Origin of the sequence: Subsaxibacter sp. CAU 1640 (genome assembly GCF_023156585.1) — a bacterium.
Taxonomy (GTDB): Bacteria; Bacteroidota; Bacteroidia; order Flavobacteriales; family Flavobacteriaceae; genus JBPOFM01.
This window is the reverse complement of the sequence record NZ_JALNMI010000004.1, coordinates 110,046-126,889: the sequence shown is the minus strand read 5'-3', so window position 1 is coordinate 126,889 and position 16,844 is coordinate 110,046. Positions and strand designations below refer to the sequence as shown.

At 35.6% G+C, this 16,844-nt stretch carries 16 protein-coding genes; 8 read left to right on the top strand and 8 right to left on the bottom strand.

The window, feature by feature from the left end; translation table 11 throughout:
- The first annotated feature begins 105 nt into the window (after positions 1 to 105).
- The 4 genes from M0G43_RS10440 to M0G43_RS10425 all read left to right on the top strand — a co-directional run bounded on the left by M0G43_RS10440 (position 106) and on the right by M0G43_RS10425 (position 2,706).
- Positions 106 to 993 carry a DUF72 domain-containing protein gene (locus M0G43_RS10440; protein ID WP_248025995.1) on the top strand — a complete coding sequence of 296 codons (888 nt, stop codon included), beginning with the start codon at positions 106 to 108 and terminating at the stop codon, positions 991 to 993.
- A gap of 28 nt (positions 994 to 1,021) precedes the next feature.
- Complete coding sequence (locus tag M0G43_RS10435; RefSeq protein ID WP_248025992.1) at positions 1,022 to 1,411, top strand: acyl-CoA thioesterase; 390 nt, start codon at positions 1,022 to 1,024, stop codon at positions 1,409 to 1,411.
- A gap of 106 nt (positions 1,412 to 1,517) precedes the next feature.
- A complete protein-coding gene (locus tag M0G43_RS10430) occupies positions 1,518 to 2,000 on the top strand; it encodes a lipocalin family protein (RefSeq protein WP_248025988.1) in 483 nt (160 codons plus the stop codon).
- Positions 2,001 to 2,010: 10 nt separating this feature from the next.
- Positions 2,011 to 2,706: an OmpA family protein gene (locus tag M0G43_RS10425; protein WP_248025986.1), complete on the top strand. Its 696-nt coding sequence runs from the start codon at positions 2,011 to 2,013 to the stop codon at positions 2,704 to 2,706.
- A 68-nt stretch (positions 2,707 to 2,774) separates the two neighbouring features.
- Here M0G43_RS10425 and M0G43_RS10420 read toward each other — a convergent pair whose 3' ends face one another.
- The 6 genes from M0G43_RS10420 to M0G43_RS10395 form a co-directional block, all read right to left on the bottom strand.
- On the bottom strand, positions 2,775 to 4,025 hold the full coding sequence (locus M0G43_RS10420) for a mechanosensitive ion channel family protein (RefSeq protein WP_248025982.1): 1,251 nt from the start codon (positions 4,023 to 4,025) through the stop codon (positions 2,775 to 2,777).
- The gene (locus M0G43_RS10415) at positions 4,025 to 4,321 is read right to left on the bottom strand and encodes a DUF3817 domain-containing protein (protein WP_248025981.1); all 297 of its coding nucleotides are present in this window, start codon (positions 4,319 to 4,321) and stop codon (positions 4,025 to 4,027) included. Before M0G43_RS10415 ends, M0G43_RS10420 begins: the two co-directional genes overlap by 1 nt.
- Positions 4,322 to 4,368: 47 nt before the next feature.
- Positions 4,369 to 6,570 (bottom strand): T9SS type A sorting domain-containing protein, encoded by a 2,202-nt coding sequence (locus M0G43_RS10410; RefSeq protein ID WP_248025980.1) that lies wholly within the window; start codon positions 6,568 to 6,570, stop codon positions 4,369 to 4,371.
- An 80-nt stretch (positions 6,571 to 6,650) separates the two neighbouring features.
- A complete protein-coding gene (locus M0G43_RS10405; protein ID WP_248025974.1) occupies positions 6,651 to 7,115 on the bottom strand; it encodes a GNAT family N-acetyltransferase in 465 nt (154 codons plus the stop codon).
- Positions 7,116 to 7,126: 11 nt separating this feature from the next.
- Positions 7,127 to 8,422, bottom strand: coding sequence for a phosphoribosylamine--glycine ligase (locus M0G43_RS10400; RefSeq protein ID WP_248025972.1), 1,296 nt, complete (start codon positions 8,420 to 8,422; stop codon positions 7,127 to 7,129).
- A 130-nt stretch (positions 8,423 to 8,552) separates the two neighbouring features.
- Positions 8,553 to 9,386 (bottom strand): flagellar motor protein MotB, encoded by an 834-nt coding sequence (locus M0G43_RS10395; protein ID WP_248025969.1) that lies wholly within the window; start codon positions 9,384 to 9,386, stop codon positions 8,553 to 8,555.
- A 175-nt stretch (positions 9,387 to 9,561) separates the two neighbouring features.
- On the opposite strand from M0G43_RS10395, the gene M0G43_RS10390 reads away from it, so the two are divergent.
- From M0G43_RS10390 to M0G43_RS10375, 4 genes are all read left to right on the top strand, one after another.
- Positions 9,562 to 10,473, top strand: a complete 912-nt coding sequence (locus tag M0G43_RS10390; RefSeq protein ID WP_248025966.1) for an EamA family transporter — start codon at positions 9,562 to 9,564, stop codon at positions 10,471 to 10,473.
- Positions 10,474 to 10,476: 3 nt separating this feature from the next.
- Positions 10,477 to 11,037 (top strand): 2'-5' RNA ligase family protein, encoded by a 561-nt coding sequence (locus M0G43_RS10385; RefSeq protein ID WP_317231457.1) that lies wholly within the window; start codon positions 10,477 to 10,479, stop codon positions 11,035 to 11,037.
- 138 nt (positions 11,038 to 11,175) lie between these two features.
- Positions 11,176 to 11,793, top strand: a complete 618-nt coding sequence (locus M0G43_RS10380) for a hypothetical protein (protein ID WP_248025962.1) — start codon at positions 11,176 to 11,178, stop codon at positions 11,791 to 11,793.
- 173 nt (positions 11,794 to 11,966) lie between these two features.
- Positions 11,967 to 12,212, top strand: a complete 246-nt coding sequence (locus M0G43_RS10375) for a cold shock domain-containing protein (RefSeq protein WP_248025960.1) — start codon at positions 11,967 to 11,969, stop codon at positions 12,210 to 12,212.
- A gap of 642 nt (positions 12,213 to 12,854) precedes the next feature.
- Here M0G43_RS10375 and M0G43_RS10370 read toward each other — a convergent pair.
- Complete coding sequence (locus M0G43_RS10370) at positions 12,855 to 13,433, bottom strand: DUF4251 domain-containing protein (RefSeq protein WP_248025959.1); 579 nt, start codon at positions 13,431 to 13,433, stop codon at positions 12,855 to 12,857.
- A gap of 118 nt (positions 13,434 to 13,551) precedes the next feature.
- Positions 13,552 to 16,833 (bottom strand): WD40/YVTN/BNR-like repeat-containing protein, encoded by a 3,282-nt coding sequence (locus tag M0G43_RS10365; RefSeq protein ID WP_248025958.1) that lies wholly within the window; start codon positions 16,831 to 16,833, stop codon positions 13,552 to 13,554.
- Positions 16,834 to 16,844: the final 11 nt, after the last annotated feature.

Genomic DNA, 16,844 nt, shown 5'->3' with positions numbered 1-16,844 from the left:
TTATAGGAAAGACCTCTCAATTGTTGTTAACCGCTTTATTAACAACTTCCCAAAATTTTTCAAATAAACTCATATATGCCGTATCTTTGAGTAAAATAAATAATTATGAAATTTGGTAGTGTAGGCAACCCAGAAGAAATAGATTTTAGTATTCCTCAAGATCATATCGATACTGCTAGGGTTCTCAACCAAGTTAAGGATGAGAATCCGCCACAAATCTATGTAGGCTGTGCCAAATGGAACAAGGCAGATTTAAAAGGTTTTTATCCGAGAGGTACAAAAGATGAGTTGGAATATTACTCACGACAATTTAACTCCATTGAGTTAAATGCCACTTTTTATCGAATATTCCCTACAGACACATTTGCTGGATGGTACGAAAAAACACCTGATGATTTCAAATTTTTTCCGAAGCTTTTTCAAGAAATCAGCCATTGGAAACGTTTGAACGAAGTTCAGTCAGTCGTTGATGATTATTTGAATTCAGCTTCAAACCTAAAAGAAAAACTCGGGACCATTTTTCTTCAAATGCACAATAACTTCGCTCCAAAAGATTTTGATCGTGTTGTCAATTTTGTTGAAAATTGGCCAAAAGAATTTCCTTTGGCTATCGAATTTAGACATACAGATTGGTACAACAATGAAACTGTAGCTAATCAGCTTTATGATTTGTTGGAAAACAACAACATTTCTAATGTTATTGTTGATACTGCAGGAAGACGCGATTTGATGCATATGAGATTGACCAACCCAACTGCCTTCGTGAGATACGTTGGCGCAAATCATCCTACTGATTGTGATCGCTTGGATGAATGGGTAAAAAGATTGAAAGAGTGGCGAGACCAAGGCATCAAAGAGATTGATTTCTTTATTCATCAAAATATAGAAAAGGAATCGCCTTTGCTTTCAGCTTATTTTATTGATAAACTGAACAAAGAATTGGGAAGCGATTTAAAAATCCCTAATGGTGATTCCAATCCTCAATTATTTTAACCTATAATTACTGACATTTTAAAGAACTATGAGATTTCATTCCAGAAAATGGGTAAAACCTGAAGACCTGAACCCAAACGGAACACTTTTCGGAGGGCAGTTGCTTGCTTGGATCGATGAGGAGGCTGCCCTGTACACAATAATTCAACTTGAAAATTCAAAAATAGTCACAAAATATATCTCTGAAATAAATTTTATGAGTTCTGCCAAACAAGGAGACATCGTTGAAATAGGCATTGAGGTCATTAAATTTGGAAAAACTTCCCTCACTTTAAAATGCGAAGCTCGAAATAAAATGACACGCGAAACCATTTTAACTGTAGATAACATTATAATGGTAAACCTGGATGAAGACGGAATTCCAAAACCACATGGAAAAACTCAAATTGAATTTGTAAAGGATAGAATGAAGCAATAGCTTTTGTGCTAACAATTGCTGTATTTGAGGCATAGCTAATTCATGATTTGTTGTTACTTTGAAAGGTATCAATTCAATTTGATCAATTATTTAAAACCTCCATAATATGAAAAGATTAGCAACATTAGTTACAATAACGCTGCTGTTAACTTCTTGTTCATTATCAAAACAAGAAAAAACTGCACGAAAAACAGTTGACGGTACATGGACACTTACCAAAGTGACTTACGATTCGCCTGGTACCTTCAATACGACATTATTTGACGATACAACTGCTTCTTGCTTTGAGGGGAGCCAGTGGTTTTTCCGTTCAAACAACAGTACTGGAAGTTATAACATCATAAATGCCAATTGCCCGACTGGAGAAAGATATATTCGATGGTCAGCGAATGAAATAGGTAAAGACACAGGTAATTATGATTTCACCATGAAATTTACCGATGAGAAAAAGAATGACATCCAGAAAAATACAGGTTATAGAATGACACTGAATTATTTGGATGACAATTCAATGCAGTTGGTTCAAACAGTAAATTTTGAAGGGAAACCATTCAAAATCAATTTAAATTTTACAAGAATAACCCAATAAATAGTATATCATGAAAACATATAGTAAAATTCTTATTACAATATTTTTTAGCGCTTCGTTGTTTTTAGGTTGTGAAGCAACAAGAAATGCAAACAACAAACAAAAAGGAGCTGTTATTGGTGCGACAAGTGGTGCCGTAATAGGTGGAGTTATTGGAAACAATGTCGGTGATAAAAACAACACTGCGCTTGGTGCCATTATTGGTGCCGTCGTTGGTGGCGTTGCAGGTGGCTATATTGGTGACAGAATGGACAGACAAGCAGAAAGAATTGAGGAAGAGATACCAGGAGCTGAAGTAACACGCGTAGGTGAGGGAATTAACGTGGTTTTTGATGAGAGTAGTGGTGTTTATTTTGACACCAATAAATACAATATAAACACAAAATCAGCTGCTACTTTGGATAAGTTGGCCGGAATTTTCAAAGAATATCCAGACACGAACATCTTGGTCGAAGGACATACTGACAATACAGGTGCAGATGATTATAACATGACACTTTCAAAACAACGTGCTCAATCTGTGACTTCTTATTTGTCAAGTAAAGGTGTTTCATCAGGAAGATTCACAACCAATTGGTACGGTGAAAATCAACCTAAATACGACAATAACACTGTTGAAGGAAGAGCCAAAAACAGACGTGTTGAGCTTGCGATTATTGCAAATGAGCAAATGAAACAAGAAGCAATGGAAAAAGCGAAAAACTAATAGATTTTTAGTTTTAAATATTGAAACCGTTTAAGAAGAATTCAACTTATTTTCTTAAACGGTTTTTATTATGCTTCAGGGTAAGAAATAGAGGGTGCCAGTTCGAAAATCTCTAAATCAAAATAAGGAACTGCAGCCAGGACATGGTCAAAAATATCAGACATAATGTATTCATAATTTTCCCAACGTTTATCACTGCTGAAGGCATAAAGTTCCAATGGAATTCCTTGAGGAGTAGGAGCTAATTGTCTCACCATGATAAACATTTCTTTATTGATACCTGAATGATTCTGGATATAAGTTTGAACGTACTTTCTAAAAACACCCAGATTTGTCAAATTTCGACCATTGATGAGCAGTGATTTGTCAATATCGTTGTTAGTATTGTAATTCTTAATATCGCTTTGGCGGGTATTCAAATATTCTTTAATCGATTGTATTTGTTTTAATTCTTCAACCCGTTCATCAGATAAATAGTGGATACTCTTTGCCTTCAATAGAATGGAACGTTTAATTCGCCTTCCACCTGAATTTTGCATTCCTCGCCAGTTCTTGAAAGAATCAGAAAGCAATGCATAGGTAGGAATGTGAGTGATGGTCATATCAAAATTCTGAACCTGTACCGTAGCAAGATTGATTTCGATGACATCACCATCAGCGCCATATTTATCCATCGTAATCCAATCACCAATCCTGACAGAATCATTGATGGATACTTGAATACTGGCCACAAAACCTAAAATGGTATCTTTAAAGATTAAAAGTAAAATTGCGGATGCAGCACCAAGTGTGGTAAAAAATGTCCATAGAGGAACTCCTGTTAACACTACGAAACACAGCCCAAAACCGGTGATCCAAACAAATAACATGACCACTTGAATATAACTATCAATTGGTTTGTCGCGTAACCTTGGAACCGTTTTAAAATAAGATTCAAGAGCTCTTAAAATGCTTCTTAAAATCCAAATGGTCAAAATGACGCCATAAACTTTTAAGAAAACAGTGAATATCCTTTCAAATTGCGGGTAATCATAAAAAACAAGAGGCACTAATTCAATAGTTAAAAACAATGGAACTAAATGTGCAATATTTCTTGGTGCCTTATGGCTAACCAATAAATCGTCAAAATTAGTTTTCGAACGTTTAGCAAACCTGGTGAAGGCTTGAACTAAAATTTTTCTTGCGATGAAATCAGAAATGAAAATTAGGATGCACAGAATCAGCAATAAAGTGACCATATTGAGAAAAGTCACCATCCTATCAGACAGCCCCAATTCGGTAAAATAGTCGCAAAAATAATGTGCGTAAAACTCGTTCATTATGATATTGGTTTGAGATACTTTTTCTCAACGAAAAATGTTCCGAAGGGAATTACAGAGGCCAATAGAACAATAAACAATGTTTTATTATCCCATTTAAGTCTTGAGCCAACAAGAATTGCGAGAATTATATAAGCAATGAACAGCAAGCCGTGGGTCATTCCCAAAGGATATAAAATTGCTTTGTAAAGTTCTGGAAAATTAGGCTTTGTAATGAGCATATTCGAAAACAAAAGCAAATATGAGATTCCTTCGAAAAATGCAACAATTCTAAAGGTTTTTACAAGTGGAAACATGAGGTATTATTTTGTAGTGCAAAAATACCTCATGCAGTTGTAAAACTTTAGTTTTTGATGACTTTTTTTACTGAAATCAGGTTGCTATTGTTGTCCATCAATTTAACAAAATAGAAGCCTGTCGGCAAAGTTTCAGTATTCAGAGAAACAGTATTCACTTGTTTATTGACAGTTTTTTTCAAAACTTCTTTTCCATCAATTGAAGTCAGATGGATGGTCATCAATCCGTTGTAATTTGAGCTGATATTCAAACTATTATTGAATGGAACAGGAAATAATTTTGTAGCAGAAAGATTTTCTTCTGGCGTAACAACGCTCAAAGTTCCATTGAAATAGTCCAATGCCAAATTATAAGCGTCAATACCAATTTTATGTCCAATAATCCTTCCCTTAATATCATCAGTAGGAGGATGGATACCACCCCAAATTCTTGAAAGACTGCACTGATCTGAAGCATCTGTGTATGTAGCCCATTGCAGCTCAATATCTTGAGTCGGGCCTTCTTCAAAAACTAAAAACTCATTTTGTTCAGCATCAAATATCCCAATGCCTCCAGGAAAATAAGGACTTCCTGTTATAAGACTCAAATTTTCAGCTGCAGCTCTTGAAAAAGTAGAATGTCCTGATAAATAACCTGCAAATGGAGGTGAAACAAATGTAGGACGTTGGTACGGCCACCATTTTGTTCCTAAAATCCAATCCACATGTGCAATATCTGTTTCTGGATCTGAAATATAATCAGGTCCTTTCCACGCAAAAATCTTGATTTTTCCGACATTTTCATCAGAATCTCCAGATAAAGGATCTCCAGTTTCAATGAGCTCTATTCTTCCAGGAATCAACGGTAAACCATGAGGATCGTAGTTTGGCAATGACATGTCACTGCTTTGCCCTTTCCATGCCATATATCTTATTGCGGATACTGGTCTTATATAGTCATAGTACCCTTTAATTCCCCAAATATCAACTGCGCAATCGTGCATTGCCCCACCTAATGACAAGTAGCTTTTAACATCCCATTCTAAATCATTCAGAATGGGTCCTTGTCCTCCAAATCGTTTTTCCAATAAAGGATGATCACTCACATAGTTTAGAATCGTGAACCAGTGTCCTGGAGGTGTTTCAGACGCCGGTCCATCGGCCCAAAATTCAGCAAGTATCCGTGCATAGTCGCCACGTTTGATCATATTTGGCACATAAGGCATATTGGTCACTGGGTTCAAAGCACGACCAGTGCTTGGATCTCCACCTTCCATAAAGTCATAGAAAAGTTTGTATTCTTCAAAAGTTTGTGGTAAATCTTCAAAATTGATATTCCCTTGTGATCCTGGTGAGATATCAATCATTGTAGTATTGTCAGGATCTAAATGCGACGACCATGATGCTACAAGCGAAAAATACCATTTATATGGATCGTCTATGCCATCTTCATTAGAATTCTGTATATAGGCTGGCGGTCCAGGATTGTTGTAAACATAGCTATCAAATCCATCATTTAAAATTTCTAAATCTTCATTCTTCAAACAAAATGGTGTTACATCTCCCCATTCTGGACCTAAAAATGGAGGTGTGGCGGCCGGAAATACATTACCACTTTGGTCTACAAATGTATCAAACGCCAGTGGTTGCCAACGATTAGGGTCGGCCAAATCATAACTATCCGCATAGAAGCCTGATTGCATAATCATAGGCTCATTTGAAGGAATGTAGTATTCATTTGCGTATCCATTTTGTTCGTTGGAATTATCCTGCAAACCGAATTCAATCATTTTGGCACCAAGATAATTCCCAAGAGCGGCATAACTACCAGAACTATAATCAATTGATGTAAAATTCTTGTCGTAACCATAAGATGCCAATAAATCATTAAAAGAATTAAGTGTCGATTGTCCACCAGGTGAAAGGGCGAAACGATGCGACAGCAACCTAAATACTGCATAGCTTAATACTTCATGTCTAGCAGCATCAACATCTGAAGGAGTGGTAATTCCATTAAAAGGACAATTAAAACCTCCAAAAGTCTTGCCAAGTAAAACAGTTTCAGCTTCTGAATCAAAAACAGCCCATGCATCATACATCACTAAAGAAGTATGAAACAGATTTCTTGCATGCACAGTAGGTCTTGAAAAATCAGATCTTATAGCCTCTAATAGAGCTTCATTCCAATCGCGCGCCACAGTATGTTGTGCAAAACCATCAAAAGACAATAAAGAAATAAGGCAGAAAATACCTATTGTAATTTTTTTCATGGATGTAGCAATTTTATTGATGAATACACAAATGTAAAAAAGTATGGCCGATTAATGCTATTCCATTGGATTTTATTGCCTTAAAATTGAGCAGATTCAAAAGTGTATAACCATTCTGGTGTTCCGTTATTCACAATCATTTTATCTAAAACAAATCCATTTTTTTGATAAAACCGATGAAGATGTTCTTCTTCAATCAATAACCAATACTTTTGATTTGGGTATGCTTTTTTCAATTCGTAAAGCCAGTAAGAACCAAGATTTCTATTGCGTTTATTTTTATCAATCCAGATAAATCCTAAATAATGAAAATTCTTATCAAACCACTGTTGTGCTTCCTTTTTATAATAGTCAACATCTGGTGGGCAGGTAGAAAAAACGACGCCTCCACCAATGATTTGTTCATCTTCCTTAATAACATATATTTTGGAATCAACTCTATAATTATCCCAAAAGGGAACAATCTCATCTTGCCAATCTTTCGGAAGAATGTCAAAAAACTGCTTCGAATCATTTGAGTTAAGTAAACTGAAAGTTGTTTCCACTTAATATAATATTACAGCAATCCCCAAGAAAATAGTTTGTCAGAATCCTCAAACCAGCGATCTCCAATGTCCGTGCGATAATAACCGTTGTTGACGATAATAGCACTGATGCGATTATACATCATTTTTTGAGCGTCTTTCATAGACAGTCCAGTTCCTGTCACCAAAAGGGCAATTCCAGTATTTCCGGTAATGAGCCATTCATCATTAATTTTCTTGAGATGCATCGGATGGATGCCTTCTTTCATATCTTTTCTAAAAACCACTACAGCATCTTTTGAAAACAATTCGAACGCTTTTTTGTCATCATACGGAAAAGGAGGCACCACAATAAAAGCACCAACCTGAAAACCCTTTTTGGTATTGATTTTAAAACTTTCGCCTTTAGCAATCTTATAAAGAAGTTGCCCAATAGGTTCCAAAATACCTGCTCGCTGAATGAATATCTGCGGATAGCCGAAACGCGAAGTAAATTCCAATGGATAAATTCCGTTGCCATTAACGATACAGTTGATATCTATATGTCCAACGAAATTGGTTTTTGCCAAGGTGGCTTCAAACTTTTTAAGCGTGGCATCAAAAATAGGGGAGTCGTGCACCCAAAACATACTTGAACCCATTTCGCCAGTAGAAACACCTAATTCCTTCGGGAATAGTTTTTTGTGCTCAAATGTGATATTTAGCGGTCGAAGAAATTCCTTTCCGTTGAAAAATGCCGCAACAGAAATCTCAACGCCTTTGACCTTTTTCTGAAGTTGAAAGTTGCCAAAATCATTTCCCCAAGATTTATCATAGGCTTTTAAAACCCTAATAACATCCAAACCTTCGTCATCACTACCTACAAATAGAAGTTGCTTCAATTCTTGGGTTTCTCCAGAAGGTTTAATGACATATGCATCCGGATTTTTCTGAACATACTCAATGGCATCCTGAAAATTGACAAACTCTTTATAAGGAAGCGTTTTTATTTTATGCTTCTTCAATTCATTCTGACCAAAATTTCTATCGAGCTCCAATGAATCTGTGTATTCATTGCCACCAATCACCAGCTTTCCAGAAGCTCTTAATTCATTACAAACCTTGCCATAACCGGTATAATCGAAAATGATGACATCTGCCCAGTCAATCTGCTTTTTCCAATCCTTAACTTTCTTGATAAAGCCAGTGCCAATTTCTCGACAATGTTTGTCTTCAATGTATAATTTGACGTCGTTTCCTTCTGACAATGCCGCATATGCTGTGTCCAAGATTTCTCCCCAACGTGACACAAAGAGAAATTTTTTACTGAATGAAGATGTTTTTTTCAAGGTTTTGAATAGCGAAATAAATTAAACGAAGGTATAAATAATTTGGATTGAAAATTTAATAGTAAAACCAAAAAAAAGACTGCTTGAAACAAACAGTCTTTTCTCGGATTAATTAATTCGTTCAAATAAATTATTGTTCATTTGAAGCCATTAATGCAAAGAATTTATCAATGTTAGGAAGAATCACAATACGCGTTCTTCTGTTAGTGGCTCTATTTTCTTTTGTATCATTTTCTGCCAATGGATGGTAAAAACTTCTACCAGCAGCAATCAATTTTTCTGGAGCTACATTGTAGTCATCTTGTAGTTTACGAACTACCGAAGTGGCACGCAATACACTCAAATCCCAGTTATCAGCAATACTCGAGGTACGGATGCTTTTTGAATCTGTATGACCTTCTACCATCACTTCAACGCTTGGTTCAGAATTGATCACATTGGCAATTTTCTGTAAAATATCATTTGCTTTGCTGCTCACTTTATAGCTAGCAGAATTGAACAACATTTTATCAGAAATTGAAATCATAACTACTGTTTCATTAATATCAATGGCGATATCTTCATCTTCTTCTAGACTAGTAGTGTCCATTGAATTTTTAAGATTATAAGAAACTGCCAAATTCATCGAATCTTTCAACGTTTTCACGTTTACAAAATAAGCTGGTGGAACTTTCTTTAAAGTTTCTCTCATGTTCTTTTTAGTGTTTTCAGAGATCACTGTTCCATCGGCTTGTACCAATTTGGCGTTGTTTTCTTCTGTAAGAGAGTTGATTTTTTTATTGTATTGGTCTACTCTTGCTTGAATGGCACTAAATTTTGCCTCAAGATCTTCTTTTTCGACTTTCGTTTTGGTCAGTTCACTTTTTAACTGTCCATTTTCGGTTTCTAACGCCACGTATTTCTTTTTAGAAACACAAGATGATAATAAAACGACTGCTAAAAGTGTTATTGAAAGTTTTTTCATAATTATTATAGTTTAAATGGTTTTCTATAACTACGGATGTAAAAACCTTTAAGATGTTCAAATTGTTAAATTTTAGATTTTTTTAACGTTTTTAACTCAATATTATAAAATCTTAAATAGGCAAGCAGAAGCATTAAATGCTTAATTTTACAACTGAAAAACCAATCTTAATCTTTTGCAACGCAACACCGCTCTTATCGTTCTTTCGTTCTTTTCAATCTATGTGATTTGGGGCTCAACGTATCTTCTGAATAAAATTGCGGTTACAGAATTGCCTCCTTTTATGTTGGCTTCGATTCGATTCACAACTGCTGGATGCCTCATCTTTTTGATTGCAAAATTGATGGGTCTTTCATTGGCCATAACGAAAAAGCAACTCATCAATACAGCCATTGCAGGCTTTTTATTCTTGACTTTCGGAAATGGAGTGGTGGTGTGGGCATTAAAATATGTCGATAGTGGTTTTGCCGCCTTGGAAATTTCAGCACAGCCATTAGTGGTTTTGATATTGATGAAAATTTTGCAAGGAAAGAAAATCCAGCCAATGTCTATCATAGGCGTTATTCTGGGCATTGTTGGCATCTATTTGTTGGTAAGCCAAAAACAAGTCATTAATAAGGAAGGAAGCATTATAGGAATGGTAATGATTTTTGCCTGTATGGTCAGTTGGGCTTATGGCAGTCTCTTTGTCGGTAAGGCAGATTTACCTTCCAACTTTTTCATCAACACTGGCTATCAAATGGTGATGGGAGGGATGATGTTGTTCACGGCTAGTATGGTTTTTGGCGAAGAATGGTCTGCACCAAACACGTGGAGCAATGACGTACTTTGGTCTATGGTTTTGCTCATTCTTTTTGGAAGCATTGTAGCCTTCACTGCATTCAATTATTTGTTACGAATAGTCTCTCCAGAAAAAGTGGCCACTTCCACATATGTCAATCCTATTATAGCGCTACTTCTGGGTTGGTATTTTCTCGATGAGTTGATTACCACACAGTCCATCATTGCTGCAATCATTCTGTTGACTGGTGTTTATTTCATTAACACGAAGAAAAAATTTATTATCTTTAATAGATTCCGAAAATAGTAAATGATGCTTTTTGAATTTTTTATAATAATTGAACCTTGTGAAAAGGTTAGTAATGAGATACAAAGAATCAAAAGAGAATCTAAAACTAAATTTGGCTATGCTAAATATGTAAATTCAAAACCCCATATTACGATGATAAGGGTTGTTGCTGATGAATCTTTCGAAGAAATTCTGAAGAAAGAACTTTCCTTATACAGCGCTTGGATGAAAGTATTCACTGTGAATATTAACAATTTTAAAATTTTTGAAAGTACCAATGTCATATATCTTGAGCATAATAGGGAAGAAATCATAGCTCTTCAAAAATTTTTAGTTGAGATTTTTAGAAAGCGCTTGAAGTTTTCAAAGCGTCTAACTCCATTTATAACTCATCCTCATATTACGATTGCAAAACCTGATGACATCGATCAATTTCAGCGCAATTGGAATTATTTTAAACACCAAACATATAGTGCTTCATTTGGCGTAAATCATTTGACCGTATTGAAAAGAAAATTCAATCCTGATAACTCTGAAAAATGGGATGTGGCCTTCAAAATTGAGTTAAATTCTGCAAAATAACAGCAAAATCAAAATAGGTTTTCATCGAAGAATTTGACCATAAATTTCACTTTATCGTAGTTTTTTTGACTTTATAAGTTTTTTTAGACCTGTCGGACTTAAATATTTAGTTTTAAACTGATTAATAATAAAAGTCCTATGAAAAATCTAAAAAACTTTATCTGCTTTATCGCAATTTTGATGACTTCTGCTTCCAGTATCATTGCTCAAGAATTGAGTACTACAGAAGATTATTTAGAGCGTCACGCCTTATATGATTATTCAGAAAAGCAACTGAATAATACTGACAGTATTCCAGATTTTGCTTCAAAACAAGACAAACTGAAGATTACAGGAACGGTCTATCAAAGCGACGGTGTAACACCTGCAAAAGATGTTATCATCTACATTTCACAACCAGATGAAAATGGATTTTATGATTTAAGAAAGAAAAATGACAAACGCTATATTCATCACAGAGGTTGGGTCAAAACAGATGCTGATGGAAAATATACGTTCTACACATTCATTCCTGGAAATTTTACAAGAAACAGAGAATTGAAACACATTCACCCAACTATCAAAGAACCAGGAAAGGAAGAATATGCCTTGGAAGCCTTTCTTTTTGATAATGATCCTTTTTTGAGCAAATCCTGCAGAAAGAGATTAGCTAAAAAAGGAATTGACAATATTCTGATAGTGGAAGAGCAAAATGATCTGTTTGTTACAACTAAAGATATCGTTTTAGAAGCAGACAAATCTGAATACACAAAATGATCTAAATAACATTTTATTTATATCTAAAAACCAGAAGACAACCAGTTATTTTCTGGTTTTTTGTTTGAAGAGTATAAGTTGATGTCGAATTAATTTAACAATACTTTACCACACCTTAAAAGTCTTTGCTTTTGATGCTTTTCGTATATATAGAAACCAATAAATTAACTTTTATGTCAACGAAAAGAAGAATAAAATCAACTGATTTATATAAACAAACCATCAATTTAGAAGGAATTGTCAATTTTTTTAGCAAGAAATTCAGCTTTGGATATATTCAGATCAAAAACTCCAGAGAAAGACGTGTTTTTGTGCACGAGTCGCAATTGCTTCAACCCATAAAGGATGATGACCATGTAAAGTTTGACATTGCAGATGGAGAAAAAGGACCTGTTGCGATAAACGTCAAACTTACTTAAAATTAGCACATATTTAAACCCAAAACCATCTAAATTTTAGATGGTTTTTTTGTATTTTATACATTCAGATTAATCTTAAAACTTTTTAATGATGCTTAATATAATACACTTGTTTCTAATTCAATTGCCACCTGGCACTCAAAATCCGGATGACAATAATCCTATTGATATCACCAGTTTATTCGATGTTTTGGTCTTTATAATTCTACCCATCTTGATGATCGTTTTCTATGTGATTTGGAGACGCCAAAAAAGAAAGTTTTCATAAATAAGCGCACAGGAAGGGACAGAATGTTGAAAGAATTACAATTAAATATAAAATGGGTAGAACAGCGATACTATTCACATTTAAATACAAAAAAACCTTCGCGTGACATTACCATAGTCTGCGTGAATATTATGTGACATATATCGATCAAGATATCCATAGGTTTGAAAGTGTAATATCGGCAACAAGAAATTTAATTAAAGCTGAACGAAACGTCGGTATTTTCAATTCAGATCTTTGGGATGGGTATGCTTGTTATATTGAAGCCGTAGAGTGTGACGATGTGGTCTGAACCATTTAAAGTACAGATAATAGTATATTTTACATTGTCTTATAATTTATATTATGTAAAATAGAATTTTGTGAAAACAAGTTTATTTAACGGTAACCTTATCCTCTCGTAATACTTTCATTGTCCCGGTAAATTCAATTGGTGTTCTGTGTGAAGAATTAATTTGAATGTTGCTTCTTTTATTCGGATATAATGTAATAAAAATGTCATAAGTTTCATTACTTCGGAATTGATCCTCAATATTAAACCGAACATTTACTACGTGCTTTGATTCATTAACAGAGACTTTATAATCCTTTGGCACACTTTTGAATTCTATTCCTTGATGGTTTGTGCCTGGATAACTTCCACCAAATCGTTGTTCGCCGTAATAAGGAAAATATCCACTTATTGTATCTCCATCTATTTTAAAGCCATTTGAGTTGGATGCAATATCAATGCTTGAAGCTGTGTTTCCTGGTCCTAAAATATTGGTGTTTGCTACCTGCATGAATGCTGTGGTAGCCATGGGTCTTGCAAAATAAGATTTAATTTCAAGTTTTTTATCATCAATTATCTGCCTCAATCGCTCAAAAGCCTCATCCTCTTGTGCAGAATAATTCTTACCATTTCCACAGCCGACAACCATAAACATCAATACTATGTAAAATGCATATTTCATAGTTTGAATATACAAAATAATTCCTTCTATTAAGCCAAAACAATGCTAAACTATTCACAAATTTAGAGCTTATTCATCTATGTATGAACTCTTTAATCCCTGATCGTACTTTTTCCTTTTATTCCCTCAAACCTCGACCTGGCGTATATGGCGCACCGGCTTTTATCAGTTGTTCTTCGAGTTGCTTCATATCAACTTTTGAAATATGCTCTACCTCCATTTTTATGGATTTAATTTGTTCTTTAGCAATATTATAGCTATCTCTATGCGTTTGCGTTGGTTTTGAGGTTGAATATTTTTGCTCGTAACCTATGGTGCCCAATCGATTGGCTGGACTTTGTGGTTGGTCAATATCCAATTGTGCTTTTATTGGATCTCCATAGAGTTGAACATTAATATCCTTGATTTTGTTCTCAATCGACAATGCCTTGCTATAAAAGTTGTCCATTGGTTGTTCAGATAATTTAATGGCTTCTTTAATGTATTTAATTTTATCGTTCATCTCTCCTATCAAAAATTGACAAACTTCCAAATCGGCTTCCAAAGCTGCAATTTGCTTTTGGAAGACAACTTTATCAGCTCTGTTTTCTGCCGGCATCACCGTATTGTTCAAAGCCTTGACTTCAAATGATGTGGCTGGATATAGTACTGTTGACATGCCATTTTGGAATAAATGCATTTCCACGGTGTACATTCCTGGTGCAACTAGTGTGCCTTCTCTTTTACCATCAAACGGATTGTAAAATGATGGTGAGCTGAAGTCTACAGGATTTTGTGGTACAAACCTCAAATTCCAATTAAAACGCTGTAAACCTTTGCTCACAGGTCTGATTTCTTTTTTAACAATCGCGCCATTGGCATCTTTAAATGCAAAAAGTAATTGTGGTTCCTTTTCTTCACGTTCTGCTTTAAGTTGTTCGTAACTTGGATAAGGTGTGCTTTTTTTGTCTTTTATGAGTTCTTTTTCCTGTTTGTGACGTTTATCCTCAAGAGACTCATGCCCTTCATCATAATAATACGTGATCATTACTTCCGGATTCAAATTATCTAAAGTATAGAAATTATCTCCTTGAAACGCCTTTCCTGGCAAACCAAGCGGTGTGCTTTTTTCCCAAATTAATGCTGTACGAATTGGATAAATCATCGCTTTTTCCTTTGGAGGTGTATTTTTAATAGTCCTTAAGGAAGAATAATCATCCAATACATAAAAACCACGACCAAACGTTCCCAAAACCAAATCATTTTCACGTTCCTGTATGGCAATATCTCTTACTAAAATGGTTGGAAGTCCATTGCTTAAAGCTTTCCATCTTCCACCAGAATTTGGTGAGAAATAGACGCTGAACTCTGTTCCGCAAAATAACAGTTCCGCATTTTTAGGGTCTTCCTCAAAAGCATAAACAGAACCACGCTCTGGCAAATTGCCGCTGATGTTGGTCCAAGTACGACCTTTATCTGACGATTTCAATAAATAAGGTTTGAAATCTCCATATTTATGATGATTGAAGGCTGCGTAAATAACATTTACGTCATGTCTTGATGCATGTACATTGTTCACATAAGATTGTGTTGGTGCACCGGAAATATTGTAAACTTTTCTCCATGTGTTGCCACCATCTTCAGTAATTTGAATCAATCCGTCATCTGTTCCTGCAATAATTAAATTTTCATCAATTGGTGATTCTGACAAGGCAACCACTGCACCATACGGCGACGTTGAACCATTTTTTGCCACAGCATCGATGCTGACAACTCTATCATAAACCATTAACTTATTACGATCTATTTGTTGTGATAAATCTTCACTTATCACTTGCCAACTGTTTCCATAATCATCAGATCTAAATACTTTATTTGCAGCAAAATAAATCCTTCCACTTTTATGTTTACTTGCAACTAATGGAGCATCCCAATTCCAGCGATAGGCATTTTCTCCTTCGCGTTCTTTAGGTTGAATTCCCACTGCTTCACCACTCTTTTTATCATACCTAACCAAAAATCCGTATTGAGATTGTGCATATACAATATCTGGATTTTCAGGGTCAACCTGCGATTCAAAACCATCACCTCCATTGGTGATAAACCAATCAAAATTGGTAATACCATGGTCTGTCATTACTCTCGAAGGGCCGCCTATACTAAAGTTATCTTGCGTGCCACCATATACATTATAAAACGGTTCTGCATTATCGACAGCAACTTTGTAAAACTGTGTCACAGGAATATTCTCCTTAAAGTCCCAATGTTTGCCTTCATCAAAGGTTTCATACACACCACCATCACTTCCTACCAGCCAATGTTTATTATTTTTTGGATCAATCCACATGCAGTGATTATCGATATGCTTATAGTCTTCACCTACTACGTTGAATGTCTTTCCACCATCTTTTGAAACGCTCATCCATGTGTCCATTGAATAAATCGTGTTTTCATCAATGGGATCTGCAATTATTTCTTGGTAGTAATTGCCACTCGTAACATGACTGCTCATTTTTTGCCAACTGGCGCCGCGATTGGTGGATTTAAAAAATCCACCTTTTCCATTGGCAGCTTCGACGATGGCGTAGATAATTTCAGGATTGGCTGGTGAAATATCAAGACCGATGCGTCCAATTTCGGTATTTGGTAATCCATTTTCAAGTTTTGTCCAAGTAGCTCCTCCATCGCTGCTTTTATGTAAACCTGAACCTGGTCCGCCACCTACATAGGTGTAAACGTGTCTGCGACGTTGAAATGTTGATGCATACAACACTTCAGGGTTGCGTGGGTCCATTACCACATCGTTGACTCCTGTATGCTCATCTACCGTCAATACTGCATTCCAAGTAATGCCTCCATCGGTGGTCTTGTAAAGTCCTCGTTCACCTCCTTTGCTCCATAAAGGACCAATGGCTGCAACATAGACCACGTCAGAATTGTCAGGATGTACTACAATTCGCCCAATATGCTCTGAGGTTTTGAGACCCATATTTTTCCAGCTAACGCCAGCGTCTGTAGACTTATACACACCATCGCCATAGTTAACGGAACGTTGGTTGTTATTTTCACCGGTTCCTACCCAAACGACATTGGAATTGTTTGGGTCTATCGTCACACATCCAATAGAGAAAGAGCCTTCACCGTCAAAAATGGGTGTGTATTCGTTGCCTGCATTGACTGTTTTCCAAACACCTCCTGCGGCACTCGCTACATAATATTCATAAGGATTGTTTGGGTTGACGGCAATATCCGAAATTCGTCCAGAAGTCAGTGCTGGCCCAATACTACGCCATTTTAGACCACTTATATTGATGGTATCCAATGCTTGTTTGTCTTCATTTTTTGAATTCTTTTTTTGAGAATATAGACTGCAAATAGATAGTGTAAAAATGAGGATGAGAAATAAGGTTGATTTTTTCATTTTGGAAGGTG

Excerpts from the sequence above, each read along its gene's own strand:
- M0G43_RS10440 (WP_248025995.1), top strand. The coding sequence starts at position 106 with ATGAAATTTGGTAGTGTAGGCAACCCAGAAGAAATAGATTTTAGTATT.
- M0G43_RS10430 (WP_248025988.1), top strand. The coding sequence starts at position 1,518 with ATGAAAAGATTAGCAACATTAGTTACAATAACGCTGCTGTTAACTTCT.
- M0G43_RS10435 (WP_248025992.1), top strand. The coding sequence starts at position 1,022 with ATGAGATTTCATTCCAGAAAATGGGTAAAACCTGAAGACCTGAACCCA.
- M0G43_RS10415 (WP_248025981.1), bottom strand. The coding sequence starts at position 4,321 with ATGTTTCCACTTGTAAAAACCTTTAGAATTGTTGCATTTTTCGAAGGA.
- M0G43_RS10365 (WP_248025958.1), bottom strand. The coding sequence starts at position 16,833 with ATGAAAAAATCAACCTTATTTCTCATCCTCATTTTTACACTATCTATT.
- M0G43_RS10385 (WP_317231457.1), top strand. The coding sequence starts at position 10,477 with ATGATGCTTTTTGAATTTTTTATAATAATTGAACCTTGTGAAAAGGTT.
- M0G43_RS10420 (WP_248025982.1), bottom strand. The coding sequence starts at position 4,025 with ATGAACGAGTTTTACGCACATTATTTTTGCGACTATTTTACCGAATTG.
- M0G43_RS10410 (WP_248025980.1), bottom strand. The coding sequence starts at position 6,570 with ATGAAAAAAATTACAATAGGTATTTTCTGCCTTATTTCTTTATTGTCT.
- M0G43_RS10370 (WP_248025959.1), bottom strand. The coding sequence starts at position 13,433 with ATGAAATATGCATTTTACATAGTATTGATGTTTATGGTTGTCGGCTGT.
- M0G43_RS10380 (WP_248025962.1), top strand. The coding sequence starts at position 11,176 with ATGAAAAATCTAAAAAACTTTATCTGCTTTATCGCAATTTTGATGACT.
- M0G43_RS10425 (WP_248025986.1), top strand. The coding sequence starts at position 2,011 with ATGAAAACATATAGTAAAATTCTTATTACAATATTTTTTAGCGCTTCG.
- M0G43_RS10395 (WP_248025969.1), bottom strand. The coding sequence starts at position 9,386 with ATGAAAAAACTTTCAATAACACTTTTAGCAGTCGTTTTATTATCATCT.
- M0G43_RS10375 (WP_248025960.1), top strand. The coding sequence starts at position 11,967 with ATGTCAACGAAAAGAAGAATAAAATCAACTGATTTATATAAACAAACC.